We start from the raw sequence: 26,837 nt of genomic DNA, 5'->3' as shown, positions 1-26,837 counted from the left end.
TGTTCCACTCCAGATTCAGGCCCGCCCCGAGACGGGCCCCGATTACATTCAGGCGTCCACCTTCAGCGAGCCATCATCGAGCATGTGCGAGATCACCGACGCAGCATCCGGCGCCCCATAGGCCGCCATCAGGTTCACGCCTTGCAACACGACGGTCTGGCCGGTGCCGCCTGCGGCTGCGGCAGTGTTGCTGTCCACCGTGATGGTGGTGTTGGCACCGAAGGCCATGGTCAGGTAGTCGTCCAGGCTACCCACATTGCTGTGTTCACCGGTCAGCAGCTGCGACAGGTCCAGCTTGTCCACCCCCGGCGTGAAATCGTTGATGGTGGTGATGCCGGTTTCGCCAGGCAGCCACTTGAAGGTGTCCGCCCCGGCGCCACCACTCAGTTGGTCATTGCCGCCGTTCCCCGCAAGCACGTTGTTGCCGCTGTTCCCGGCTAGCACGTCATCGAAGCGCGAGCCGAGCAGGTTCTCGACATCGATCAGCGTATCCAGGCCACCGCCGCCGGTGTTCTGCTGGCCGGTCAGAGCCAGGTTCACCGCTACACTGGAGGCCGCATTGAAGTACGACGCGGTGTCGGTACCCAAGCCGCCATCGAGGATGTCATTGCCGGCACCTCCAACCAGCACGTCGTTCCCTTCCAGCCCAGTCAGATGGTCATTACCACTCGTACCCTGGATCACATCGTCGCTGGCCGTACCGACGAAGTTTGTACTGGCCTCGAGGTCCACCTGCAGTGCCTGGGTTGGCGAAGTGTCACCGTCGGCATCGCGAACGCCCACCTGGAAGTTCAGGCTGGTATCCAGCGTATTGGCTTCCGCCGTGATGAAGCCCACGTCGGACACCTTGAGCACATCGTTGTCAGTTGCCGACGAGGTGAACGTCACCCGGTCGCTCACATCCGACGCACCACCCGCGCCGATGGTGGAGTTGAAGTTGATGGCGGCCGACGAGCTGATGCCTTCGACACTGGTGAGGATTTGCGCGCCGTAGATCTGCCAGTTTTCGCCCGGAGCATTGAAGTCGCTCTTCTCGATGACGATGGCACCGTCATTGTTGTCCAGCACGATGCCATAGGCCGCCAGCGCCACACTGTTGGCCGTCATGATGTCAGCACTGCTCACCACCAGCGCGCGGGTAGTTTTCGCACCACCGGCACCGACCAGTTTGAGCACCACGACCAGGTCTTCTCCGTTCACCCCATCGAACTTGAGGAACATACCTTCGGCCCGGGCGCTGGGTTCCACACCCAGGTTCCCTTTCGGGTTGCTGGTGTAGAAGTTGAGGTCCAGGACTTCACCCTTGCCCAGCGTGTCCCCGGCCACGCCGTTGTCCGAATTGCTCACGCTGACCCAGGAAGCGGCCTGGCTGAAGAGCTCACCATCGGTGAAGGTCGAGGTGGTGGATGTCCCGGCAAGCAGATTGTTGCTGCCGGTACCGCCGCCAGGTTCGGCATAGCTGGTGTACTGCACGAAGAAGTCGTTATCCAGCTCCACCACCGCGACCGCCGGCTGCGTCGAATCCGGAACCGTGCTGTTGACCTCATAGCCCGTAATGCTCAATGAGGTGCTGGTCTTGAAGATGGTGAACCCCTGGATCGGTTCATCCATCGCGACACTGTAGGTGCCGTTGACCTTGTCGAAAGTCAGCGTGCCATTGGCCTGTTCCAGCGTTCCCGGACTGGCCGGGTTCGGAGCGTAGTTGAAGGTAATGTCGAAGGATGCACTGGTGGCCGACTCGGACACCCAAGTCACTGCGCTGGACGAAATCGCCACGCCCCCAACGGTGCCGCTCAGACTGATGGCTGTGAAGTCCGAGTCAGATGCCGAGAAGGGCCCACTGCCACGGGTGTCTCCACCAGTGCTGTAGACGAACACACCCGAAGCACCGGCTACGCTGTCGCCGTTGGAGAACACCAGATTCGAGGTCTGCAGGATGGCGGGGATGTCGTCCTCCACCTGAATCAGCAGGTCGCCGGCCAACGGCAGGTTGCCGCTGCCGTTGCTGGCCTGCAGCGCCCCCGTCAGGTTGAGAGTCAGTATCTGGTCATCGCCACCTGCGCCGCTGGGATGATCGAGCGCACCCAACAGGGAGAAGGTGTAAACACCATTGCTGGCCACCTGCAACGTGAACACGGTATCGGCACCCGCCTTGGCAACCAAGGTGTCATCCACGCGTGAGTAAGTGATCGCAACACCATCGGACGTCAGCACGGGCATTGCTTGCGGGGTCGCGGCCACGCTGAACTGCGCACCAACCGGAGTGCCGACCAGCAGTTCGCCGAGGTTTCCGGTGACCACCGTGGCCTGGGCGTCACCGTCGGTGATGCCACTGGGCAGCTCATCCTCGTCTACTCGACCGATTACCGGCGAAGCGTCTTCGATCCGCACCGTCAGCGAGGCGCTCGACGGGTCGCCGTCCTTGTCGATGATGTTGTAGGTGAAGCTCTCACTGGTGTCGGCGGCCACGTTCTTCGGTGCGACGTAGGTCCACGCACCCGTGGTGAAATCGAAACTCAGCTTGCCGCCACCGGGTGTGGTGATTGCATTCAGCAGACTGCCGGAAAGCGTACCTCCCGTACTCAGGCTGATCGTACTGGCCCCATTCCAGGTGTAGGTGGTGGCGCCGATCTGGATGGACTGGATACGGCCCGCGCCATCAGCACCGAAGGCATCGTCATCACCGCCACCCACTGCGTTGTCGCTACCCAGCAGGACGTTGCCGGACACCACCCCGCCGACGATCTGGCTGGCCAGGGTTTCGACCAGGTCCTCGAAGGCGCTCACCATGATGGGAGCGCCGGAGCCATCGACGTCCACATCCTGCAGTCGCGGGGTATTGATACCGTTGCCCACACCGATGGTCGTGACGTTGATGCCGTTGTTATCGACGAAGCTGTTCCACTGGGTCGCCACCGCCGAGGTCAGGGATGTGTCGCCCGGACCGGTCTGCTCGTTCGGATTGCCATCACTGATGAAGAAGACCTGGTTGCTCCAGCTCGACAAGGGCGTATAGACCGCCATGGTCTGCTGGATGGCCGCAGTGAAGTCGGTGTTGCCGGAGAACGGACGTGCACCGCCTTCCGCCGGATTCAGGCTGTTCACCAGATTAGTGAAGGCAGTGACATCAGTCACCACCGGGTAGGACGCGGCGGTACCGGAGAACGCCACCAGCTGGATACGCACATCGCCATCGGTGGTGCCGAACAGCGCCTGCCCGGCATTGCGCACCGCATTCAGCATGGTGTTCAGCTCGGTGTTGTCGATGCTGCCGCTGAAGTCCAGCACGAATACCACGTTGAAGTCCTGGCCACTGCCCTCGGCCACATCGGCGCTGTCGCTCTTACCCTGCGGCGTATCGTCGTCGACCTTGATGTCCAGGGTGCCGTTGGTGGAGTCGCCGTCCTTGTCAGTGACCTTGTAGGTCAGGGTGAACAGTTGGTCGTTCTCCTCACCAGCCAGTGCATGCTGTATCGGCGCGAGCTGGGTCACACCATATGCACCAGTGGAGCTGTTCAGGGTCACCTCGATGACCGTGGTGGTGCCCTGCTTTATCAGCAACGTGGTGCCGGACTTCAGATAGGTGAAGCCGTCGGGAGCCCCCATGGTCAGCCACTGAACATCGCCGGCACCATCGGCACCGAAGTCGAACCCGACACTGCCTGTGGTATTCGCCGAATCCGGGTCGTCGCCGGAGCCATCTGCGATGCCGCCAGGAAGGGCGTCGTCGTCCAGTTGGACCACGACGTTGCTGGACACGGCTGGTGCGTCGTCGCGGAAACTGATGGCGCTGCCAAGATCGAGGGTCGCGCTGTCCTTGTCGCCGTCCCCATCGGTGATGGTGGCGGTCAGGGTAATCAGGTCGGCACTGGACAGGCCAGCCACCTGGTCAGGGCCGCTGTCCGGCGAATGAACGATTGCGCGCTGCTGGTCCAGGGTTACCGTGCCGTCGGCGGCAACGCTCAGGCGGAAGGCGACCTGTCCTCCGCCGCTGACCACGCCGACGATGTCCGAGCCAACCTTGGACAGCAGGATGCTGTTGCCCGTCGCGGTGTCCCGCAGGCCGCTGTCCACGCCAGGCAACTTAACGTCCAGGCTATAGGTGGTGGCGTTGCTGGCGGCCGCACCGTCAGCGCCGAATACCGCCGTGAAGGCCCCGGCGAAGCTGGTGCTGGCATTGAGGTTCAGGACGGTCTCGTCCACCTGCACGCCCAGCGCACCCAGCCCTTCCACGCTGATATCAGGTACATCGTCGACAATGCTGACAGTCAGGATGCCAGTGCCGGTGTTGCCGTTGGCGTCGGTCACCTGGAAGGTGAAGGTCTCGGTGAACTGCAGGTTGTTGCCGTTATCGCCCGGATTGACCTTGGGCGCGGAGAGCAGGCTATAGGTGTACGAGCCGTTGCTGTCGAGCACCAACTGGCCGTACTGCCCGGTGCCCGCCCCGACACCCAGGCTAAAACTGTAGGGCCCGTTGCCGCCACTGCCCACCAGAGTGCCACTGGCAAATTCGTCATTGCTCGACGGCGTGCTGCCAAAGCTCAGAGCGGCTTCACGCACATCCTGATCCGAGGCGGCCTGAACACTACCGACCACTGTGTAGTTGGACACATTGATGGTCAGAGTCGTGGTGCTGAGATCGCCATCGGCATCAACGATGGTGTAGGTGAAGGTATCCACTGCGCCAGCCTGGCCCACCGAGTTGGCATGGCTGGTGTAGGTGTAACTGCCGTCAGCATGCAGCACCAGGGTACCCAGGCCAGTATCGATGGGCACGCCGACACTGCCGGAGGCCGCGGTCGTCGTATCGCCACCGGTACGCACCCCCACTACGCCCGTGGTCGGCGACGGACGCCCATCGGCACCGAACACATCGGCCACCGATCCCAGACCGGCACCACTGACGACATTGCCATTGACGCTGCCGCCCTCGCTGACCGATGCACTGTCAGCCTTAGCCTTGGACAGATCGTCGACGATCTCGATAGTCGCGGTGGCGGAGGCGCTGGCCAGACCATCGTTCACGCTGACCTGGAAGCCATCCGTCTCCGGACCAGCTGCATCGGTGGTGGCTTCGGTCAGGGTGTAGCTGAAGCTGTAAGTGCCGTTGCTGTAACTGGTGATCTGCACCGTGCCGTGGTCGGTACTGAAGCTCTGACCGACCAGGCTGCTGAAGCTGCTGGTGGTGAGGTCCACGGTCAGGCTGCCGACACTGAGAGTCTTCAGGTTGGCCAGGCCATCGGAGTCGGCGACGGTGAAGCTGCCGGTGGTGATGTTGCTGCCATCCCCGGCGCTGGAACCATCCGGCAGACCTTTCTCATAGACCTTGGCCAGGTCGCCGCCAGCACTGGGCGTGCTGACATCGACCGTCGGGATGTCGTTGCTACCGGTGATGATGATGGTCAGCGTCGAGCTGCTCGGGTCTTGGTCGGCGTCCCGCATGGAGTAGGCGTACTGCAGGGTCACCTGCTCGCCCTGGTCGAGACCCTCCACCGCGGCCGAGCCGTTGGCCAGCGCGAAGCTGTAGCTGCCATCGGCATGCAGGGTGACCACGCCATAGGGGGTGTTCACCAGCAGGCTGCCGTTATCCCCAGGTGTGGCACCTACCACGCCGTTCCAGCTGGTGAAGGACTTCGGCTGGTCGGCACCGCCGACGTCGTTGTCCAGCACATTACCGCTGACACTCGCGGGGCTGCCGTTTTCGGTCAGGCCACGGCTGTCCGGGGTGGCGTTGGGTACGTCATCGACGATCTCAATGGTCGCGGTGGCGGAGGCGCTGGCCACACCATCGCTCACGCTGACCTGGAAGCCATCCGTCTCCGGACCAGCCGCATCGGTGGTGGCTTCGGTCAGGGTGTAGCTGAAGCTGTAAGTGCCGTTGCTGTAACTGGTGATCTGCACCGTGCCGTGGTCGGTACTGAAGCTCTGACCGACCAGGCTGCTGAAGCTGCTGGTGGTGAGGTCCACGGTCAGGCTGCCGACACTGAGAGTCTTCAGGTTGGCCAGGCCATCGGAGTCGGCGACGGTGAAGCTGCCGGTGGTGATGTTGCTGCCATCCCCGGCGCTGGAACCATCCGGCAGACCTTTCTCATAGACCTTGGCCAGGTCGCCGCCAGCACTGGGCGTGCTGACATCGACCGTCGGGATGTCGTTGCTGCCAGTAATGGTGATGGTCAGCGTCGAGCTGCTCGGGTCTTGGTCGGCGTCCCGCATGGAGTAGGCGTACTGCAGGGTCACCTGCTCGCCCTGGTCGAGACCCTCCACCGCGGCCGAGCCGTTGGCCAGCGCGAAGCTGTAGCTGCCATCGGCATGCAGGGTGACCACGCCATAGGGGGTGTTCACCAGCAGGCTGCCGTTATCCCCAGGTGTGGCACCTACCACGCCATTCCAGCTGGTGAAGGTCTTCGGCTGGTCGGCACCGCCGACGTCGTTGTCCAGCACATTGCCGCTGACACTCGCGGGGCTGCCGTTTTCGGTCAGGCCACGGCTGTCCGGGTTGGCGTTGGGTACGTCATCGACGATCTCAATGGTCGCGGTGGCGGAGGCGCTGGCCACACCATCGCTCACGCTGACCTGGAAGCCATCCGTCTCCGGACCGGCCGCATCGGTGGTGGCTTCGGTCAGGGTGTAGCTGAAGCTGTAAGTGCCGCTGCTGTAGCCGATGATCTGCACCGTGCCGTGGTCGGTCGTGAAGCCCTGCCCCACCAGGCTGCTGAAGCTGCTGGTGGTGAGGTCGACATTGAGACTGCCGACGCTCATGGACTTCAGATCGCCCAATCCATCCGGATCGCCAACGCTGAATGTGCCATTGACCTGGGTGCTGCCATCCCCGGCGCTGGAACCATCCGGTAGGCCCCTCTCGTAAACCTGGGCCATGCCCCCCTGGACTTCCGGGAAAGCGACTTCAACCGTGGGTGTGTCGTTGCTACCAATGATCGTGAGGGTAAGGGTCGAATCGCTGGCGTCACCATCGGCATCACGCATGCTGTAGGCGTAGTGCAGGACTACCTGCTCACCCGGGGCCAGTGCTTCCACCGCCGCCGAGCCATTGGCCAGCGCGAAGCTGTAGCTGCCATCGGCATTCAGGGTGACCACGCCATAGGGGGTGTTCACCAGCAGGCTGCCGTTATCCCCCGGTGTGGCACCGGCCACGCCGTTCCAGCTGGTGAAGGCCTTCGGCTGGTCGGCACCGCCGGCATCGTTGTCCAACACATTGCCGCCCAGCGTAGCGGAGACGCTGCCTTCAACGATGCTGGCGCTGTCGGCATAAGCCTTGGGTGTATCGTCGTCCACATTGATGATCAGGCTACCCGTGGCGCTATCGCCGTCGGCATCCGTCACCTTGTAGGCAATGCTGAAGCTCAGATCGTTTTCGTCATACCCGTCCGGATGCATGATCGGGTTGTTCTGAACGACGCTGTACGCACCGGTCGCCCAGTTCAGGGCCAGGGTGATGACGGTCAGGCCGCCCTGCTTGATCAACAGATTGTCGCCGCTCTTCTCATAGCTGAACCCAGCGGGCGCGCCGCTGGTTAGCAGCGTGACCGAACCGGGGCCATCCGCGCCAAAGCTGTGCCCCAGTGTGCCGGTGACATTCGCGGTATCCGGCGAGACGTCGCCAATGCCATAAGCGTTGCCACCTGGAAGGGCATCGTCATCCAGTTGCACCACGGGACTGGTGCTGACCACAGGCGAGTCGTCATCCACCTTGATGTAGAGCGAACCACCAGCACGGTCGCCATCGCGGTCGACGATCTTGTACTCGACCTCGAAGGTCAGGTCGTTCTCGTCATCTCCCTCGGGATGCATGATCGGTGCGTTCTGGGTAACGCTGTAGGCGCCAGTGAGCTTATCCAGGGTGATGGTGATGACGGTCACGTCGCCCTGTTTGATCACCAGGCCACCTGCGACTTCCACGTAGGTGAAGCCGTAGGGCGCGCCGCTGGCCTGCAGTTCGATCCCACCGGGGCCATCAGCGCCGAAGTCATGGGCGATGATGCCGCTGGTATTGCTGGTATCCGGCGAATTGTCGCCCACACCATAGGGGTTGCCGTGAGGCAGGGCGTCGTCGTCGAGGCTGACCTTCACATAGGGATCGATATTGGGTGCGTCATCCCTGAAGCTGATGGCGTTGCCCAGGTCGAGGGAGGCGCTGTTCTTGTCGCCGTCACCGTCGGTGATGGTGGCGGTCAGGGTGATCAGGTCGCTATCAGACAGGCCGACGGCCTGGTCCGGGCCGGTATTGGGGGTATGGAAGATTGCCCGCGACTGTTCCAGGGTAACCGTGCCGTCCGCAGCCACGCTGAGGCGGAAGGCCAGTTGCCCACCGCCGACCACGCGCCCGACGATATCCGTGCCCTCCTTGAACAGCAGGATGCTGTTACCCGTCGCGGTGTCCCGCAGGCCACTGTCCACACCTGGTGACTTCACTTCCAGGCTGTAGGTGATGGGATTACTGAGGGCTGCACCGTCGGCACCAAAGACCGGCAGGAAGGCACCAGCAAAGTTGCTGCTGTCGGCGACACCGAGCGTGGTTTCGTCCACCTGCAGATCGAATCCTTCCGTCCCCTTCACGCTGATACTGGGCACATCGTCGACGATGTCGATGGTGAGCGTTCCGGTGCCGGTGTTGCCGTTGGCGTCGACCACCTGGAAGGTGAAGGTTTCGGTGAACTGCAGGTTGTTGCCGTTGTTACCGGGGTTGACCTTGGGTGCGGAGAGCAAGGTGTAGGTGTAAGAGCCGTTGCTGTTGACCACCAACTGGCCGTACTGGCCGTTGCCGGCGCCAACACCCAGGCTGAAGCTGTAGGGCCCGTTTCCACCATTGGCGACCAGGCTGCCACTGGCGAATTCGTCATTGCTGGCCGGCTCGCTGCCGAAGCCAAGCGCGGCTTCTCGCACATCATCGTCCGAGCCAGCCTGTACGCCGCCCACCACGGTGATGTTGGACACATCGATGGTCAGGGTCGTGGTGCTGAAGTCGCCGTCGCCGTCGACGATGGTGTAGGTGAAAGTATCCACCGTGCCGGCCTGAGCCAGGCTATTGGCGTGGCTGGTGTAGGTGTAACTGCCGTCGGCATGCAGCACCAGGGTGCCGAAGGCGGAGGTGATGCTGTCGCCCACACCGCCGGCAATCGGTGTCGAAGTGTCACCACCGGCACGCACGCCCACCACACCGGTGGTCGGCGACGGGCGCCCATCGGCACCAAAGGCATCGGCCACCGACCCCAGCCCTGCGCCCGTAACCACATTGCCGGTCACGCTTGCGCCTTCGCTGACCGAGGCGCTATCGGCCTTGGCTTGCGGTACATCGTCGACGATCTCGATAGTCACCGTGGCCGAGGCAGTAGCCAGCCCATCGTCCACATTAACAAGGAAGCCGTCCGTCTCCGGACCAGAGGCATCGATTGTCGTGCCGGTCAGGGTGTAGCTGAAGCTGTAGCTGCCATCGCTGTAGCCGGTGATCAATACGGTGCCATGAGCGGTGGTGAAGCTTTGTCCCACCAGGCTGGCGAAACCGTTGGTGGTGAGGTCCACGGTCAGGCTGCCGACGCTGAGGGTCTTCAGGTTGGCCAGGCCGTCGGAGTCGGCCACGGTGAAGCTGCCAGTGGTGACCGTGCTGCCGTCACCCGCGCTGCTGCCACCGGTAAGGCCCTTCTCGAATACCTGGGCGAGGTCGCCTTCCGCATCGGGGCTGCTGACTTCGATGGTGGGAATGTCGTTGCTGCCGACGATGGTGATGGTCAGGGTCGAGTTGCTCGGGTCACCGTCGCCGTCCTGCATCGAATAGGCGTATTGCAGGGTCACCTGTTGGCCTTCGGTCAGGGCTTCCACCGCCGCCGAACCATTGGCCAGCACGAAGCTGTAGCTGCCGTCGGCATTCAGGGTGACGACGCCATAGGGGGTGTTCACCAGCAGGCTGCCGCCTTCGCCGGGCGTAGCACCGGCCACGCCGTTCCAACTGGTGAAGGCCTTCGGCTGGTCGGCACCGCCGGTGTCATTGTTCAGCACATTGCCGGACAGGCTCGACGGCTCGCCATTCTCGGTGAGGCTGCCGCTGTCCGGGGTGGCGGTTGGCACATCGTCGACGATCTCGATGCTCACGCTGGCCGAGGCGGTAGCCAGGCCATCGCCCACATTAATAAGGAAGCCGTCCGTCTCCGGACCAGAGGCATCGATTGTCGTGCCGGTCAGGGTGTAGCTGAAGCTGTAGCTGCCATCGCTGTAGCCGGTGATCAATACGGTGCCATGAGCGGTGGTGAAGCTTTGTCCCACCAGGCTGGCGAAACCGTTGGTGGTGAGGTCCACGGTCAGGCTGCCGACGCTGAGGGTCTTCAGGTTGGCCAGGCCGTCGGAGTCGGCCACGGTGAAGCTGCCGGTGGTGACCGTGCTGCCGTCACCCGCGCTGCTGCCACCGGTAAGGCCCTTCTCGAATACCTGGGCGAGGTCGCCTTCCGCATCGGGGCTGCTGACTTCGATGGTGGGAATGTCGTTGCTGCCGACGATGGTGATGGTCAGGGTCGAGTTGCTCGGGTCACCGTCGCCGTCCTGCATCGAATAGGCGTATTGCAGGGTCACCTGTTGGCCTTCGGTCAGGGCTTCCACCGCCGCCGAACCATTGGCCAGCACGAAGCTGTAGCTGCCGTCGGCATTCAGGGTGACGACGCCATAGGGGGTGTTCACCAGCAGGCTGCCGCCTTCGCCGGGCGTAGCACCGGCCACGCCGTTCCAACTGGTGAAGGCCTTCGGCTGGTCGGCACCGCCGGTGTCGTTGTTCAGCACATTGCCGGACAGGCTCGACGGCTCGCCATTCTCGGTGAGGCTGCCGCTGTCCGGGGTGGCGGTTGGCACATCGTCGACGATCTCGATAGTCACCGTGGCCGAGGCAGTAGCCAGCCCATCGCCCACATTAATAAGGAAGCCGTCCGTCTCCGGACCAGAGGCATCGATTGTCGTGCCGGTCAGGGTGTAGCTGAAGCTGTAGGCGCCATCGCTGTAGCCGGTGATCAATACGGTGCCATGAGCGGTGGTGAAGCTTTGTCCCACCAGGCTGGCGAAACCGTTGGTGGTGAGGTCCACGGTCAGGCTGCCGACGCTGAGGGTCTTCAGGTTGGCCAGGCCGTCGGAGTCGGCCACGGTGAAGCTGCCAGTGGTGACCGTGCTGCCGTCACCCGCGCTGCTGCCACCGGTAAGGCCCTTCTCGAATACCTGGGCGAGGTCGCCTTCCGCATCGGGGCTGCTGACTTCGATGGTGGGGATGTCGTTGCTGCCGGTGATGGTGATGGTCAGGGTCGAGTTGCTCGGGTCACCGTCGCCGTCCTGCATCGAATAGGCGTATTGCAGGGTCACCTGTTGGCCTTCGGTCAGGGCCTCCACTGCCGCCGAGCCGTTGGCCAGCACGAAGCTGTAGCTGCCGTCGGCGTTCAGGCTGACGACGCCGTAGGGGGTGTTCACCAGCAGGCTGCCGCCTTCGCCGGGCGTAGCACCGGCCACGCCGTTCCAGCTGGTGAAGGCCTTCGGCTGGTCGGCACCGCCGGTGTCGTTGTCCAGCACATTGCCGGACAGGCTCGACGGCTCGCCATTCTCGGTGAGGCTGCCGCTGTCCGGGGTGGCGGTTGGCACATCGTCGACGATCTCGATGCTCACGCTGGCCGAGGCAGTAGCCAGCCCATCGCCCACATTAATAAGGAAGCCGTCCGTCTCCGGACCGGCGGCATCGGCCGTCGCGCCGGTCAGGGTGTAGCTGAAGCTGTAGCTGCCATCGCTGTAGCCGGTGATCGATACGGTGCCATGAGCGGTGGTGAAGCTTTGTCCCACCAGGCTGGCGAAACCGTTGGTGGTGAGGTCCACGGTCAGGCTGCCGACGCTGAGGGTCTTCAGGTTGGCCAGGCCGTCGGAGTCGGCCACGGTGAAGCTGCCGGTGGTGACCGTGCTGCCGTCACCCGCGCTGCTGCCGTCCGCAAGCCCTTTCTCGAAGACCTGGGCCACACCACCCTCGGCGTCAGGGAAGCTCACTTCCACCGTGGGAATGTCATTGCTGCCGACGATGGTGATGATCAGGTTCGCGGTGCTCTGGTCACCGTTGCTGTCCTGTATGCCGTAGCCAACGCTGATGTTGACGCTCTGCCCTTCCGCGAGCCCCTCCACCGCCGGGGTGCCGTTGTTCAGTACGAAGCTGTAGCTGCCGTCGGGGTTCAGGGTCACTACGCCATAGGGAGTGTTCAGCAACAAGCTGCCACCGGGGCCTCCAATGGCGCCGGGGGCCTGCCAGGACATGAAGGTGGTGGGCAGGTCCGGACCGCCATCGTCATTGTCCAGCACATTGCCCTGCACACCGTCCTGGCCTTCGCTGACGCTCTGGGTGTCAACCACGGCAGTGGGTACGCCGTTGACCGGCACAACTGCTGGAACCACCAGCGGGATGTCAGGTATTCCGGTATCCGGTTGCGGGAACTCCACGGCGAAGGCGATGGGACCTGTGGGGAAACCGATGTTGGGGTCGACGCTGCCGGCCGTTTCCCCTAGCAGCACAAAGGAGTGGCCGCCACCAGCGTTACCACCGCCAGCGCCGCCACCGGGACCAGCTGCAGTGGCCTCGGCGGCCTTGGTCGGGTCGACGCCTGCTTCGATAGCGGCCTGGAGTTTCTCGACGTCGGTCAGGTCCTGCTGGCTGGGAGTGGCCGGTGCGCTGTCAGTGCCGGGCTGGGTCGCATCGGGTGCTCCGGCCAGCAGCGCGTTGTTCAGCGGCATGCTGCTGTCGCGGCCGAGCACCAGTTCCTGGCCGTTGGCCAGAGCCACGGCCACCGCGCCTTGGGCGCCAGTGACCAGTTGCTCACCCGCGAAAACCCGGTCGCCTTCGGTGAGCAAGCGGCGCGAACCGTCCGCAGCGACTGCGAAGACTTCCCCTACGACCTGCCGAACGACCCCGATTGATCCAGCCATGACTCCTTCCTCCCGCACCGCGTGCTGCCAGACGGACAGCGCCGTTCCCAGTCAATGAGGGGTCACAGCACGTCCGAACCAAAACTACGGGAACGAGAAGAAGCATCAGCGGAAGCGGGAAAAGCCAAAAAAACCACGCAATGTCAATAAAACGTCACGCAGCCCGCCGACGGCCATTTACGCCGGACTTACCCCGCCCTGAGTTTCTTGATTTGTGCTTGACCGCATTACGCAACCGCAGGTGGGTCCGGAAAGGCCCAAAACATGCGATCTGCTGGCAAAAAGATGTCTTGGATTTCCGACGAGTGCATAAGAATTTTTCCTGATAAAGGTTGTGAAAAATTCTTCTTAGCCAAACTGAAAGTTGTTCTTAGCTCTGATGTTACAAGCCTGAAACGGTTTCATATGGATTTTCGCCAATTTTTCGGCGCCAGGACGCAATGTATTAACAAGGAGAACGACAAGAAATGCGCACTCTCACCCCCCTGTGGTCCGGCATCCTGCTTGCCATGGCAACCACGCAAATCCACGCCATGACGCTCACGGACGCCATCCAGAGCACTCTGGACAAGCACCCCGAGCTTCTCGCCAGCGCCCAGAATCGACTGGTCGCCGATGAAGAAGCCAAAGTCGCCAAAGGTGGGTACTTACCGACCGTCGACCTGATAACCGGTGTGGGGCGGGAGCAAACCGACAACCCGACAACCCGTGCCCTCGGCGATCACAACAAGGAAACCCTGAATTTCCGCGATGCCGAGTTGAGGCTGCGGCAAATGCTGTTCGACGGTTTCAACACGCCCAACGAGGTGGCGCGCACCAAGTCCGTGGTCAACTCCCGTGCCTACTTCACCCTGGGTACCGCCGAAAGCCTGGCGCTGCGCACCGTGGAGGTTTACCTGGAGGTGCTCAAGCGCCGCGAGATGGTGATCCTGGCAAAGAACAACTTGATGGCCCACGAGCGCATCCACGACCAGATCGGCTTGCGCAGCGAACGCGGCGTGGGCAGCACAGCCGACTTCGACCAGGCTGAAGCGCGCCTGGCCCTGGCCAAGAACAACCTCTACACGGAGGAAGTGAACCTGGCCGATGCGGAAGCCAATTTCTACAGCGCCGTCGGCGTTCCCGCCGACGAGTTGGTGGAACCAACCAGCATCAAGGGCGAAATGCCGACCGACCTGCTGGCCGCGCGCCAGGGCGTAATGGATAGCAACCCTTTACTGAAATCGGCCCAGGCCGATGTGCAGGCTGCCGAGAGCCAGTACGAATCGGCCAAGGCGCCCTTCTACCCGCGTCTCGATGCCGAGCTGGCCACCACCGCCGACGACAACGTGCAAGGCGACGAGGGCCACTACAACACCTGGCGGGCCGGCGTCGTGATGAATTACAACCTGTTCAACGGCATGCGTGACAAGTCCCGTCTGCAGGCAGCAGCGCACCAGATCAACCAGTCCATGGATATCCGCAACAACGCCCTGCGGGTGCTCAACGAGAACCTCTCGCTGGCCTGGAACGCCATGGAAAACGCCCGTAAGCAGACCCCGGAAGCCCGCGCCTACGCCGACTACACCGCCCGTGTCCGCGAGGCCTACCAGCAGCAGTTCGGACTTGGCCAGCGCACCCTGCTGGACCTGCTGGACAGCGAGAACGAACTCTTCACCGCCAACCGCCGTTACGTGGAAGTGCGCTACACCGAAGAGTTCTCCATGTACCGGGTGATCTCGGCCATGGGCGACCTGCTGCGTCGCCAGAAAGTCGTTGTCCCGGCCGAAGCCGTCGCCCTTTCCGAAGTGAAGAGCGAAGCCCGGCTGCCGGACATGAAGTGAGCCAGCATGGGAGTTCAGGACCATGACCACCATGGAGCGGACTGACAGTCCCCGCGACCCGCGCCAGGGTCATGACGATCCGCTGCTCGACGGCCTGCTGATCCTCTGTCGCCTGCACGGCCGCCCGGCCAGCCGCTCCAGTCTGAGCAGTGGCTTGCCCCTGCCGGGCCAGCGCCTGTCCGCCGAATTGCTGCCTCGCGCGGCTGCTCGCGCTGGCCTGCAAGGGCGCCTGCTGCGTCGCGAACTTGCATCCATCTCGCCACTCAACCTGCCGCTACTGTTGCTGCTCAAGGGCGGCCGAAGTGCAGTGCTGACCCGGCTCGATGACCAGCGCGCACTGATCCTGCCATGCGAAGCCGACGGCGGTGAGCAATGGGTGCCGCGCGAGATCCTGGCGCTGGAGTACGGCGGCCAGGCCCTGTTCGCGCGTCCGCGCCACGAACTGGAGGAAGCCCATGCACCGCTGGTGCCACGGGTGAAATCCTGGTTCCGCGACACTCTTCGCCTGTCCCGCTGGCTCTATGCCGACGCCATGCTGGCGAGCCTGTTGATCAACCTGCTGGGCATGCTGGTGCCGCTTTTCGTGATGCAGACCTACGACCGCGTGGTACCCAACCAGGCCACCGCAACCCTCTGGGTACTGACCATCGGCCTGCTGATCGGTACCGGCTTTGACCTTCTGTTGAGGGTGCTGCGCGCCAACCTGCTGGACAGCGCCGGCAAGAAGACCGACGTGGTGCTCTCGGCCACGCTGTTCGAGCGCATCATCGGCATGTCGATGAAGGCACGGCCCGCCACCATCGGCGGGTTCGCCCAGAGCATCCATGACTTCCAGGGGCTGCGGGAATTTCTTACCGCGGTGACGCTCACCAGCCTGATCGACCTGCCGTTCTCGGTGCTGATGCTGCTGGTGATCGGCCTGCTCGGTGGGCCACTGGTGGTGATCCCGATTCTCGCCTTTCCGCTCACCGCGATCTTCGCCTGGATCATCCAGACGCGCCTGCGCGACACGGTGCAACGCAGCCTCACCCTGGGCGCCGAACGCCAGGCGCTGCTGATCGAAACCCTTTCCGGCCTGGAAACCCTCAAGGCCTGCGGCGCCGAAAGCGAGCGCCAGCACCGCTGGGAGCACACTCACGGCGCCCTGACCCGACTCGACAGCCACGCCCGCTTCCTGTCCGCACTGGCCACCAACGGCACCCTGTGCATGCAGCAGTTCGCCGGCCTGGCGATGATCGTCGCCGGTGTCTACAGCATCATCGCCGGCAACCTCAGCGTCGGCGCCCTGGTGGCCTGCTACATGCTCAACAGCCGCGTGCTCTCGCCCCTCGGGCAAATCGCCGGACTGATCACCCGCTACCAGCAGGCGCAACTGACCATGAAGTCCACGGACGCGCTTATGGCCCTGCCACAGGAGCGCGAGGCCACCCAACAGCCGCTGGAACACCAGACGTTCAAGGGCAACCTGGAAGTGCGCCATGTCGAGTTCCGCTATCCGGGGCAGGCCGCGTCGGCGTTGAACAAGATCAGTCTGCGCATTGCCGCTGGCGAACGTGTCGGCATCATCGGCCGCAGCGGTTCGGGCAAAAGCACCCTGGCGCGCCTGGTCCTCGGTTTCTATGCGCCGGACGAAGGCCAATTGCTGCTGGATGGCATCGACCTGCGGCAGACCGATATTGGCGACCTGCGCCAGCAGATAGGCTACGTCAGCCATGACCTGCCGCTGCTGGCTGGCAGCCTGCGCGACAACCTGACCCTGGGTGCACGCCACGTCCATGACGAGCGCATGCTGGAAGTGGCGGAAGTGACCGGCGTCGCCGAGCTCGCCCGGCAACACCCGCAAGGGTATGACCGGCCGGTGGGCGAACGCGGCCAACTGCTCTCCAGCGGCCAGCGCCAGGCCGTACTGCTGGCTCGCGCGCTGCTGCTCGACCCGTCGCTGCTGGTGCTCGACGAGCCTACCAGCGCGATGGACAACTCGAGCGAGGAACAACTGCGCCAGCGCCTGTCGACCTGGTCGGCTGGCAAGACGCTGGTCCTCATCACCCATCGCAGTTCGATGCTGGCTCTGGTGGATCGCCTGGTAGTGCTCGACAACGGCCAGATCGTTGCCGACGGGGCCAAGGACACGGTGATCGAAGCCCTGCGCAAGGGCCACATCGGTCAGGGCAACGCCTGAGGAGACACAGCATGGCCAGCGCAGAATCACCCAACCGCTACTTCGGCCGCCGCGATCGCAGCGACGCCGAGTTCATGCCGGAAGTGGCCGGCGCCATGGCGGAGGATTCGCCGCGGGCGACCCGCGTCACCGTCTGGGTGGCCTGCACCCTGCTGCTGGTGGCGCTGGTCTGGGCCTATTTCGCCGTGCTCGATGAAGTCACCACGGGCGAAGGCAAGGCCATCCCCTCCAGCAAGGTCCAGATCATCCAGAACCTCGAGGGCGGCATCGTCTCCGAGATTCTCGTGCGCGAAGGCCAGGTAGTGGACAAGGGCACCGTGTTGCTGCGTCTGGACGACACCCGCTTCAGGTCCAACAAGGGTGAGAGCGAAGCGGACCGCCTTGCGCTAATGGCCAAGGTGGAACGTCTCTCAGCGGAGGCCGAAAGTCGTGAGATGGCACTGCCCGAAGAGATTACCCGCGACGCACCGCAACTGGCCGAGGACGAGACGTCCCTCTACCGGGCACGCACCGATCGCCTGGAAAGCGAACAGCGCATCCTCAGCGAACAACTCAGGCAGAAGAAACAGGAACTGGCCGAATTCCGTTCCAAGAGCCAGCAATACCGCTCCAGCCTCGGGCTGATTCAGCAGGAGCTGAACATGTCCCAGCCGCTGGTGAAGGCCGGTGCCATCTCCCAGGTGGAAATCCTTCGCCTGCAGCGCAGCGCCGTGGAAACCCGTGGCGAACTGGAAGCCACCAACCTGGCCATTCCCCGCGCCGAATCGGCCGTGTCGGAGATCGAGCGGAAGATGGAAGAAAGCCGGCTGTCCTTCCGTTCCGACGCCTTCAAGGAACTCAACGAAGCCCGCACCGAACTGTCGAAGATCACGTCCAACAGCAAAGCCATCGACGACCGCGTCAGTCGCACCACAGTGGTATCGCCGGTGCATGGCGTGATCAAGCAGTTAAAGGTCAACACCATCGGCGGCGTGGTCCAGCCCGGCAGCGATCTGGTGGAAGTGGTGCCGCTGGAGGACAGCCTGCTGATCGAGGCGCGCATCCGCCCGCAAGACGTGGCCTTCCTGCACCCTGGCCAGAAAGCCATGGTCAAGTTCACCGCCTACGACTACACCATCTACGGCGGCCTCAAGGCTGGGCTGGAGCTGATCAGCGCCGACACCATCCAGGATGAGGAAGGCAAGAGCTTCTACCTGATCCAGGTGCGCACAGAGAAGAATCATCTGGGCAAGGACGATCACCCGCTGCTGATCATCCCTGGCATGGTCGCCACGGTGGACATCATCACCGGCCAGAAGAGCGTGCTGGACTACCTGCTCAAGCCGGTGCTGAAAGCCCGTCAGGAAGCGATGCGCGAGCGCTAGGCCGTGAACGAACTGTAGCGTGGAAGTCGCTTTTCATTTCCACCATTCGACGCTGAGCTGAACACCGCTGGTGGATGAAAAGAGCGTCATCCACCGTACGAATTTCCTGTGGTAGCCAATTCATTCGCGATGCGGAACCACGGACCGCTGCGCGGCCCTTCGCGAATAAATTCGCTCCTACATGAAGCAGGCCGTGCCAATGACCGGGATCGGCGCTCGTCATGAGCCGTGATTCTTCCTGAAGGTCTCTTCCCCCATCGCCTCGATCTGCCCCTGGATCAGCGCATCGAACGGTCGCAGCAGGTTGTCGTAACGCGCCGGCGCTTCGAGGATGTCGAGGGCGGCAACGATGGCTTCGATCGTGGACAGCGCCCCGGCCATCGGTGCCTTGCGCAAGCGGTAGCGGGAGGTCAGCCCGACCGGCAACGTCACACGCGGCAGCGCTTCGAGTTCGGGGTTGAGGTAGAGCAATTTGCGCGCCTTGCGCCAGGTTCCGTCGGGCACCACGAGGAGCAGCGGACGCGGATCGTCGTCGGCCACTTCGGCCACAGGGCGGGCATCATCGCCGGGGAACAGCAGGCAGGCGCGGTACCGGGTATCGGCGAGTGTCTCGGCCAGATCAATGAATCGCTCGCCCACGCGCAGCTCCGCATTCGCCAATCCAAGGGCCGCCAGGCGCGCGGTGTTCAGGGCATGGTTCACCTCGCTCGGGTGCTGCAACAACAGCACCCGGGTGCGGCTGGGCAGATGCGGAATCAGCGGGCACAGGCAATGGGTTTCGGGGCGCTGGCAGCGGGGGCAGTGCGGGCGGGGCATGAAGGATCTCCTGAGAGGAGCATTCTGCCACAGGGCATCCGGACGACATGCTGTAAGGGCCATATCAATTGCCGACCGGACCGCAGGGCCGGCCTGCGGAATTGCAGAGGATGCTGTGCATCCCTTGGCGAATGAATTCGCCCCTACAAGGAACCCACCTGCACCGGCCTACCGATTGAACCGCTCCGCCAGGCTGTGCAGGTAGTCAGCCATGCGCTCCAGATCCTGACTGATGGCGGCGCCTTCCTGGGCCTGTCCCGCGCTGTGGTCGGAGAGCTGCGCGATGCGGGTGATCTGCCGACTGATGTCCTCGGCCACATGGCTCTGCTGCTCGGAAGCGGCGGCCATCTGCTGGCTCATTCCGGTGATTCGGGTCACCGCCTGGCTGATGCCTTCCAGGGCTTCGCGCACAGCCTGCACGCTGTTCACGCTGTCGCGGGAGATGACCTCACCACGACTGGCGGTGGCGACCGCACGATCGGCACCGGCACGCAGTGACGCGATGATCTCGTGGATCTGCTCGGTGGACTGGCGGGTGCGTGAGGCCAGGGTACGTACCTCGTCCGCCACCACGGCGAACCCCCTGCCCTGCTCACCCGCCCGCGCCGCCTCGATGGCGGCATTGAGCGCCAGCAGGTTGGTCTGTTCGGCAATGGCGGTAATCACGTCTGCCACACTGCCGATGGACTGGGTGGACTCGGCCAGATCATGCACTGCACGGCCGATCTCACTCACCGCTTCGGCCATGTGGCGCATGGCATCCAGGCTTTCGCCGGCAAGGTCGTTGCCCTGACGGGCCAGCCGCTCGGCTTCCTCGGCGGCGTGGGCGGTGTGACTGACGTTGTGGGAAACCTCCTGGATAGTCGCTGCCATCTCGTTGATGGCCGTGGCCGACTGATCCGTCTCACTACGCTGCTGCTCCAGCAACTCGGCTTCCGAGCGGGACAGGCGCGCGGCCTCGGCAGCTCGCTGCTTGACGCTCTCGCCGGCATCTTCAAGGCGCGTCAGGGCCGTCTGCAGGCGCGCCTCTTCACTGATCATGGCCATGTCCAGCAATGCCTGGGCACCCCGGCTATCGGTGTAGGTCAGGGCCACCAGGCCGCTGGTGAAGGCCTTGGGATGCCCGGCCAACGTGCGGCGGATGGTCTGCCGATAGCGATACAACTGGAAGGAGCCGAGCACGAGCATTGTCACCAGGGTCAACAGCAGCGACGGCCAACCCTGCAGCGACAGGTTGCCGCCCAAGAGCACCAGGGTGGCCAGTATCACCGGCCAGGAGCGCATGAAGTCGTAGCTCCAGTATTCCAGTTGCGGCACCGGCGACTTGCCAGCCCGCAAACGGGCATAGAGCGCATCGGCCCGAGCGATCTGCTCGCGGCTGGGCACCGAGCGAACGGACTCGAAACCGATCATCCGGCCCTCTTCGTAGACAGGTGTGACGTAGGCGCTGACCCAGTAGAAGTCGCCGTTTTTCGAACGGTTCTTCACCAGCCCCATCCAGGGCTTGCCCTGCTTGAGGGTCTCCCACATATGGGCAAACACCGGCGGCGGCATGTCTGGGTGGCGAACGATGTTGTGAGGCTGGCCGATCAGTTCTTCGCGGGTGAAACCGCTGATGGCGACGAAGGCATCGTTGCAGTAGGTGATCTTGCTGTTGAGGTCCGTGGTGGATATCAGCCTTTCATCGGCGCTGAACGTACGCTCCCGCTGGCTCACGGGCAGATTCTGACGCATGGCTGACATCTCCTTGTGAATGGGCGCTTTGCCACTCGTCCCGGTAAAAGAGGTCTAGCACGGCGAACACGAAAACCCACAAGAACTGTGAGGTCACCCCCACGACAATGTGATGCGCGTCGCAATAAATCCGTGAAACTCAACGCAGGTTCAACTGCGCCCGCAGCAGGTCGCGGAAGGTGAGGATCAGCGGCTCCTTGGCCCGCCCCCGGCGCAGGATCATGGAGAACGGCGCCTGGTAGCCGAAGGTCGCCGGCAGCAGTGCTCGCAGACTCTTCTGTTCGACCCAGGGTTGCGCGTAGTGCTCCGGCAGGTAACCGATGTAGGCGCCGGAAAGCACCAGGATCAATTGCGCCTCCATCGACTCCACGGTCGCCGCACTGTGCTTGAAACCATGGCGCGCCAGTTCCGCCTGGCTCCAGTAGCCGCGCCCGACCATACGCTGCTGGGTGATGAGTTCAGCGGGAATGCGCCGCTCGTTGTACAGCGGGTGGCGTTCACTGCAGTAGAGCCAGTGCTGTTCGCGATAGAGCGGCTGGTAGACCAGGCCGTTCATTCGCGTGGAGAAGGCGCCGATGGCCAGGTCCAGGCGGTTATCCAGCACGCCGAGTTGCAGGTCATAGGGGCTCATCACCGAGAGGTGCAAGTGCACCGCCGCGTGTTCCTGGCTGTAGGCGCCGATCACTTCGGCCAGTGGCAATGCCGGATCGCTCACTGTGGAGTCGAGTACCCCGAGGTTCAGCGTGCCGCGCAGCTCGCCCTTGAGGGACGCGGAATAGCGCTCGAAGCTTTCCAGTTCTCCCAACAGACGCAGGGTTTCCTGATAGTACAGCTCGCCTTTGCTGGTCAGGCTGAACCCACCGCGCCCGCGATGGCAGAGGGTCAGGCCCACCTGCCCTTCCAACTGGCTCATGTAGGTGCTGATGGCCGAAGTCGAGAGGTTCAGCTCCTGCTGCGCGGCGGCGAAGCCCTGGTTACGCACCACGCTGGCGAAGATGCGCAGGAGTTTCAGGTCGGGCATGGCGGTGGACATGGGGGGCACTCTCGGTTCCAGGTGCAAACGAACGATGTAGGGGCGAATTCATTCGCCAAGCAGGACGCAGTCCTGCCCCTTCCCTGGAGCCGATCGGGGCAGCTGCGCAGCCCTTGGCGAATGAATTCGCCCCTACAAGGAACCACGCCCCTGTCGGCAAGCGGCCATCTTACCCGCTCCCGATAGTTTAGAAATCCTTGAAGTAATTATTTGCCGCCAGCGATTTTTCCCTGATGGCACTGTCACCAGAATCCGCCCACTACCTACAACCACAACAACCGTGAGGCCACCCCGTGGACAAAAAACTCCATCAGCCCCTGGGCGGCAATGAGATGCCCCGTTTCGGCGGTATCGCCACCATGATGCGCCTGCCGCACATCCAATCCTCTGAAGAACTCAATGCCCTGGATGCCGCTTTCGTCGGCGTTCCGCTGGACATCGGTACTTCCCTGCGTTCCGGTACCCGTTTCGGTCCGCGTGAAATCCGCGCCGAATCGGTGATGATCCGCCCGTACAACATGGCGACCGGCGCTGCCCCCTTCGATTCGCTCAACGTGGCCGACATCGGCGACGTGGCCATCAACACCTTCAACCTGCTCGAAGCCGTGCGCATCATCGAGCAGGAATATGACCGCATCCTCGGCCACGGCATCGTTCCGCTGACCCTGGGCGGCGACCACACCATCACCCTGCCGATCCTGCGTGCCATCAACAAGGTGCACGGCAAGGTGGGCCTGGTACACATCGACGCCCACGCCGACGTCAACGACCACATGTTCGGCGAGAAGATCGCCCATGGCACCACCTTCCGCCGTGCCGTGGAAGAAGGCCTGCTGGATTGCGATCGTGTTGTGCAGATCGGCCTGCGTGCCCAGGGTTACACCGCCGAAGACTTCAACTGGAGCCGCAAGCAGGGCTTCCGCGTGGTGCAGGCCGAAGAGTGCTGGCACCAGTCGCTGGCTCCGCTGATGGCTGAAGTCCGCGAGAAAGTTGGCGGCGGCCCGGTTTACCTCTCCTTCGACATCGACGGCATCGACCCAGCCTGGGCGCCCGGTACCGGCACCCCGGAAATCGGTGGCCTGACCACCATCCAGGCGATGGAAATCATCCGTGGCTGCCAGGGCCTGGACGTCATCGGCTGCGACCTGGTCGAGGTCTCCCCGCCTTACGACACCACCGGCAATACCTCGCTGCTGGGCGCCAACCTGCTCTACGAAATGCTCTGCATCCTGCCGGGCGTAGAGCGTCGTTGAGTCCGGCCATGAGCGAAAAGCAACACGTCCTGGAGGCCGCCAGCATGCTGGTGGCCGCCTTCGCCGCGAACGATACCGAAGCCTACTTCGCCGCCTTCAGCGAAGACGCCAGCTTCGTCTTCCACACCTGCGACAAGCCGCTGCCGACCCGCGCCGCCTATCGCGAGCTGTGGGAAAGCTGGCAGCGCGAAGGTTTCGAGGTGCTGGCGTGCGAATCCATCAACCCCGTGGTGAGCCTGCAGGGCGACGTGGCGATTTTCTACCACGACGTCGCCACACGCCTGCGCATCCAGGGTGAAGAAATAGAAAGCCGCGAGCGGGAAACCATCGTTTTCCGTCGGCAACAAGAAAGCGGCCGCTGGTTGGCCTGTCACGAGCACTTGTCGGCTATGCCGGAGCATCTGCCCCCGACCTGACGAGGTTCCCTGGGAGAGTAAGAAATGCATAACAACAAAAACGATCACGCAGTCACCCGAATAGAAACACATGGTGTCGAGCAGATTCCCGATCATGAACGGGATGCCGGCCCCCTGGACCTGTTCCGCCTCATCTTCGGCGGCGCGAACACCTTCGCCACCGCTGTGCTCGGCAGCTTCCCGGTGCTCTTCGGCCTGTCTTTCGAGGCCGGCTTCTGGGCCATCCTGCTGGGCGTGCTGGTAGGTTCGCTGATCCTCGCTCCCATGGGCGTATTCGGCGCGCTGAACGGCACCAACAACGCGGTGTCCTCGGGCGCTCACTTCGGCGTGCATGGTCGTATCGTTGGTTCCTTCCTCTCCCTGCTCACCGCCATCGCATTCTTCTCGCTGTCGGTCTGGAGCTCCGGTGACGCCCTGGTGGGCGGCGCCAAACGCCTGTTCGACCTTCCGGAAACCGACCTGACCCTCGGCCTGGCCTATGGCTTGTTCGCCGTGCTGGTGCTGGTGGTGTGCATCTACGGTTTCCGTTTCATGCTGCTGGTGAACAAGGTTGCCGTGTGGGCCGCCAGCGTCATGTTCCTGCTGGGCATCTTCGCCTTCGCCGGTCCATTCGACGCTGCCTACGCCGGTTCCGTGAACCTCGGCCAGGAAGGCTTCTGGGCCGCCTTCATCGGCGCCGCCCTGCTGGCCATGAGCAACCCGGTCTCGTTCGGCGCCTTCCTGGGCGACTGGTCGCGCTACATCCCGCGAGAAACCTCGAAGCAGCGCATCATGCTGGCGGTTGTCGCCGCGCAGTTCGCCACCCTGATCCCCTTCCTGTTCGGCCTGGTCACCGCGACCATCGTTGCCGTGCAGGCCCCGGACTACATCGCCCAGAACAACTACGTCGGCGGCCTGCTGGCCGTTTCCCCGGCCTGGTTCTTCCTGCCGGTGTGCCTGATTGCGGTGATCGGCGGCATGTCCACCGGCACCACCTCGCTCTACGGCACCGGCCTGGATATGTCCTCGGTCTTCCCGCGCCTGCTCAACCGCGTGCAGGCCACCGTGATGATCGGCGTGCTGTCCATCGGCTTCATTTTCGTCGGCCGCTTCGCCTTCAACCTGGTGCAGAGCGTGTCCACCTTCGCCGTGCTGATCATCACCTGCACCAGCCCCTGGATGGTGATCATGATCCTCGGCCTGATCATCCGCCGCGGTTTCTACTGCCCGGACGACCTGCAAGTCTTCACCCGTGGCCAGTCCGGTGGCCGCTACTGGTTCACCAACGGCTGGAACTGGCGCGGCATGGGCGCCTGGGTCCCGAGCGCCGTGGTCGGCCTATGCTTTGTGAACCTCCCGGGCCAGTTCGTCGGCCCGCTTGGCGAGCTGGCCGGTGGCATCGATATCAGCCTGCCGGTCACTCTGGGCACGGCCGCCCTGCTGTACCTGGTACTGCTGGCGATCTTCCCGGAACCGGCCGCCGTCTACGGTCCCAAAGGTCCGCGTTGGGTCCCCTCGGGCAAGACTTCCCAAGTATCCGCTCAGGTTTCCCCTGAAGCCGCGTAACAACGAAGAAACAGCTCCATCTTTTTTGCGACTGCCTAACAACAACAACCACTGCAAAACGCCTTGAAGGAGTTACACGATGACCAATCGTCCGCTGAAACTGTTTGCCCTCGCGGGCCTCTTCGCCGCCACCCTGAGCGGTGGCGCGATGGCCGCTGACGGCAAACCTTCGTTCGTGAGTTCGGGAAGCTTCCAGGTCTGTTCCGACCCGACCTTCCCGCCGCTGGAGTTTTTCGAGAAGACCGGTGACCGCGAGCCCAGCGGTTTCGACGCGGATTTGATCCGCGCGCTGGCCAAGCACTGGGGCGTCAAGCCGCGGTTCATCGTCACCGAGTTCACCGGCCTGCTTCCGGGCCTGGATGCCAAGCGCTGCGACGCGGTCATCAGCGGTACGCTGATCACTCCGGAGCGAGTCCAGAAGCTGAACGCCGTGCCTTACCTGGCCAGTGCCACCATCGTCTTCGGCAGTGGCAAGGGTGACCTCAAGCTGAACAGTCTGGACGACCTGTCCGGCAAGGTGGTGGCCGTTCAATCCGGCACCCGCTACGTGACCATCATGGAGAAGCTCAACGCCGACCTGAAGGCCGCCGGCAAGACCCCGGCCGTGCTGCAGACCTACCCGAAAGGCAGTGACGTCGCCCAGCAAGTCCTGGTCGGCCGCGCCGCCGCCGGCCTGTCCCAGGACACCGAGCTTGCGTATCGCGAACTGCAGACCCCGGGCCAGTTCAAGACCCTCTACGCATTCCCCGAGAAGGACATCTTCGGCGCCTACATGCGCCCCAACCCGGAAGACAAGCAGGCCGTTCAGGACGCCGTGTCTGCACTGAAGGCCGATGGAACCCTCAAGGCCATCGCCGAGAAATGGAAGCTCGATCCAGCCAACCTGGAAACCGCCGCGCAGTAAGCAAGGCCAACCGCCCGCCCCTCTCCCGTATGCGGGAGAGGGTGCGAAGGCACGCTTCCATTCACGCAGGACACGTACATGAACTTCGATGTGACTGTCTTCTGGGACGCCCTGACGTCCTGGCACTTCTTCCGCGGCGCCTGCATCACCCTGATCCTGGCGCTGGTGTCCCACTCGGTGGGCATCCTGATTTCCATTCCCTGCGCCCTGGCCCTGGACGGTCCGCCGAGCGTCTGGCGCAGCACCCTGCGCGGGGTTCTCAGCGTCTTCCGTGGCGCGCCGACCCTTCTGCAACTGCTGTTCGTGTGGAACGCACTGCCGCAATTCTTCCCGGTGTTCCGTGAAGAGTGGTTCACCCCCTTCATCGCCGCCTGGATCGCGCTGTCCCTCAACGAAGCCGCCTACCAGGTGGAAATCAACCGCGCTGCACTGAAGGCCGTCGACAAGGGGCAGTACGCCGCCGGCCACGCCCTGGGCCTGTCGCGCTGGCACACCTTCCGCTACGTCATCATGCCCCAGGCCGCGCGCATCGCCGTGCCGCCAACGGCTAACGAATTCATCACCCTGCTGAAGATCACCTCGCTGGCCTCGGTCATCTCCCTGCAGGAACTGATGGCGGTCACCTCGCAGACGGTATCCACCACCTTCCAGTTCTCCGAGTACTACGCCGTCGCCCTCGTTTACTACCTCGTCATGGTCTACACCCTGACCTGGATGCAAAGCGGCCTCGAACGACGCCTGTCCTGGGATGCCCAGGGTGGTGCCAGCAGCAAATCCGTCGGCCTGGTGCAACGCACCCTGGCTCGTATGCGCCGTATCTGAGGAGCC

12 protein-coding genes and 1 pseudogene are annotated in these 26,837 nt (G+C 63.4%); 8 read left to right on the top strand and 5 right to left on the bottom strand.

The features are described 5' to 3' along the window. Positions 1 to 48: 48 nt before the first annotated feature. Positions 49 to 12,942, bottom strand: coding sequence for a retention module-containing protein (locus tag SA496_RS07040; RefSeq protein WP_330115202.1), 12,894 nt, complete (start codon positions 12,940 to 12,942; stop codon positions 49 to 51). A 467-nt stretch (positions 12,943 to 13,409) separates the two neighbouring features. On the opposite strand from SA496_RS07040, the gene SA496_RS07035 reads away from it, so the two are divergent. The 3 genes from SA496_RS07035 to SA496_RS07025 are packed head-to-tail and all read left to right on the top strand — an operon-like array spanning position 13,410 to position 18,308. Further along, entirely contained in the window at positions 13,410 to 14,765 is a 1,356-nt protein-coding gene (locus SA496_RS07035) for a TolC family outer membrane protein (RefSeq protein WP_120651886.1), read from the top strand. A gap of 22 nt (positions 14,766 to 14,787) precedes the next feature. Then, positions 14,788 to 16,944 (top strand): type I secretion system permease/ATPase, encoded by a 2,157-nt coding sequence (locus SA496_RS07030; protein WP_120651887.1) that lies wholly within the window; start codon positions 14,788 to 14,790, stop codon positions 16,942 to 16,944. A gap of 11 nt (positions 16,945 to 16,955) precedes the next feature. Next, positions 16,956 to 18,308 carry an HlyD family type I secretion periplasmic adaptor subunit gene (locus SA496_RS07025; protein WP_120651888.1) on the top strand — a complete coding sequence of 451 codons (1,353 nt, stop codon included), beginning with the start codon at positions 16,956 to 16,958 and terminating at the stop codon, positions 18,306 to 18,308. 219 nt (positions 18,309 to 18,527) lie between these two features. Here SA496_RS07025 and SA496_RS07020 read toward each other — a convergent pair whose 3' ends face one another. The 4 genes and pseudogenes from SA496_RS07020 to SA496_RS07010 form a co-directional block, all read right to left on the bottom strand. Beyond that, a complete protein-coding gene (locus SA496_RS07020; RefSeq protein WP_330115201.1) occupies positions 18,528 to 19,124 on the bottom strand; it encodes a tRNA-uridine aminocarboxypropyltransferase in 597 nt (198 codons plus the stop codon). Between the two features lie 168 nt (positions 19,125 to 19,292). Next, the gene (locus SA496_RS07015) at positions 19,293 to 20,312 is read right to left on the bottom strand and encodes a methyl-accepting chemotaxis protein (RefSeq protein WP_371924415.1); all 1,020 of its coding nucleotides are present in this window, start codon (positions 20,310 to 20,312) and stop codon (positions 19,293 to 19,295) included. A gap of 234 nt (positions 20,313 to 20,546) precedes the next feature. Continuing rightward, positions 20,547 to 20,858, bottom strand: a pseudogene (locus SA496_RS29125) (PAS domain-containing protein); the annotation flags it as partial. 139 nt (positions 20,859 to 20,997) lie between these two features. Continuing rightward, a complete protein-coding gene (locus SA496_RS07010) occupies positions 20,998 to 21,891 on the bottom strand; it encodes a LysR family transcriptional regulator (RefSeq protein ID WP_120651891.1) in 894 nt (297 codons plus the stop codon). A 293-nt stretch (positions 21,892 to 22,184) separates the two neighbouring features. Between SA496_RS07010 and speB the strand changes: the two genes are divergently transcribed. The 5 genes from speB (at position 22,185) to SA496_RS06985 (ending at position 26,831) form a co-directional block, all read left to right on the top strand. Continuing rightward, entirely contained in the window at positions 22,185 to 23,144 is a 960-nt protein-coding gene (speB, locus tag SA496_RS07005) for an agmatinase (protein WP_120651892.1), read from the top strand. Between the two features lie 8 nt (positions 23,145 to 23,152). Beyond that, positions 23,153 to 23,560, top strand: a complete 408-nt coding sequence (locus tag SA496_RS07000) for a YybH family protein (RefSeq protein WP_153917984.1) — start codon at positions 23,153 to 23,155, stop codon at positions 23,558 to 23,560. Between the two features lie 24 nt (positions 23,561 to 23,584). Then, entirely contained in the window at positions 23,585 to 25,105 is a 1,521-nt protein-coding gene (locus SA496_RS06995) for a purine-cytosine permease family protein (RefSeq protein WP_120651894.1), read from the top strand. 79 nt (positions 25,106 to 25,184) lie between these two features. Next, entirely contained in the window at positions 25,185 to 26,009 is an 825-nt protein-coding gene (locus tag SA496_RS06990) for a transporter substrate-binding domain-containing protein (protein WP_120651895.1), read from the top strand. A 78-nt stretch (positions 26,010 to 26,087) separates the two neighbouring features. Then, a complete protein-coding gene (locus SA496_RS06985) occupies positions 26,088 to 26,831 on the top strand; it encodes an amino acid ABC transporter permease (RefSeq protein WP_120651896.1) in 744 nt (247 codons plus the stop codon). The last annotated feature ends 6 nt before the right edge of the window (positions 26,832 to 26,837 follow it).

The organism is Pseudomonas sp. JS3066 (assembly GCF_036328175.1).
Taxonomy (GTDB): domain Bacteria; phylum Pseudomonadota; class Gammaproteobacteria; order Pseudomonadales; family Pseudomonadaceae; genus Metapseudomonas.
This window is presented reverse-complemented; position numbering and strand designations above follow the sequence as displayed.

Bases quoted from the DNA above. Each gene is read 5' to 3' on its own strand.
- SA496_RS07040 (WP_330115202.1), bottom strand. From the start codon at position 12,942: ATGGCTGGATCAATCGGGGTCGTTCGGCAGGTCGTAGGGGAAGTCTTC.
- SA496_RS07035 (WP_120651886.1), top strand. From the start codon at position 13,410: ATGCGCACTCTCACCCCCCTGTGGTCCGGCATCCTGCTTGCCATGGCA.
- SA496_RS06995 (WP_120651894.1), top strand. From the start codon at position 23,585: ATGCATAACAACAAAAACGATCACGCAGTCACCCGAATAGAAACACAT.
- SA496_RS07010 (WP_120651891.1), bottom strand. From the start codon at position 21,891: ATGTCCACCGCCATGCCCGACCTGAAACTCCTGCGCATCTTCGCCAGC.
- SA496_RS07030 (WP_120651887.1), top strand. From the start codon at position 14,788: ATGACCACCATGGAGCGGACTGACAGTCCCCGCGACCCGCGCCAGGGT.
- SA496_RS06985 (WP_120651896.1), top strand. From the start codon at position 26,088: ATGAACTTCGATGTGACTGTCTTCTGGGACGCCCTGACGTCCTGGCAC.
- SA496_RS07015 (WP_371924415.1), bottom strand. From the start codon at position 20,312: ATGCTCGTGCTCGGCTCCTTCCAGTTGTATCGCTATCGGCAGACCATC.
- SA496_RS07025 (WP_120651888.1), top strand. From the start codon at position 16,956: ATGGCCAGCGCAGAATCACCCAACCGCTACTTCGGCCGCCGCGATCGC.
- SA496_RS07000 (WP_153917984.1), top strand. From the start codon at position 23,153: ATGAGCGAAAAGCAACACGTCCTGGAGGCCGCCAGCATGCTGGTGGCC.
- SA496_RS06990 (WP_120651895.1), top strand. From the start codon at position 25,185: ATGACCAATCGTCCGCTGAAACTGTTTGCCCTCGCGGGCCTCTTCGCC.
- SA496_RS07020 (WP_330115201.1), bottom strand. From the start codon at position 19,124: ATGCCCCGCCCGCACTGCCCCCGCTGCCAGCGCCCCGAAACCCATTGC.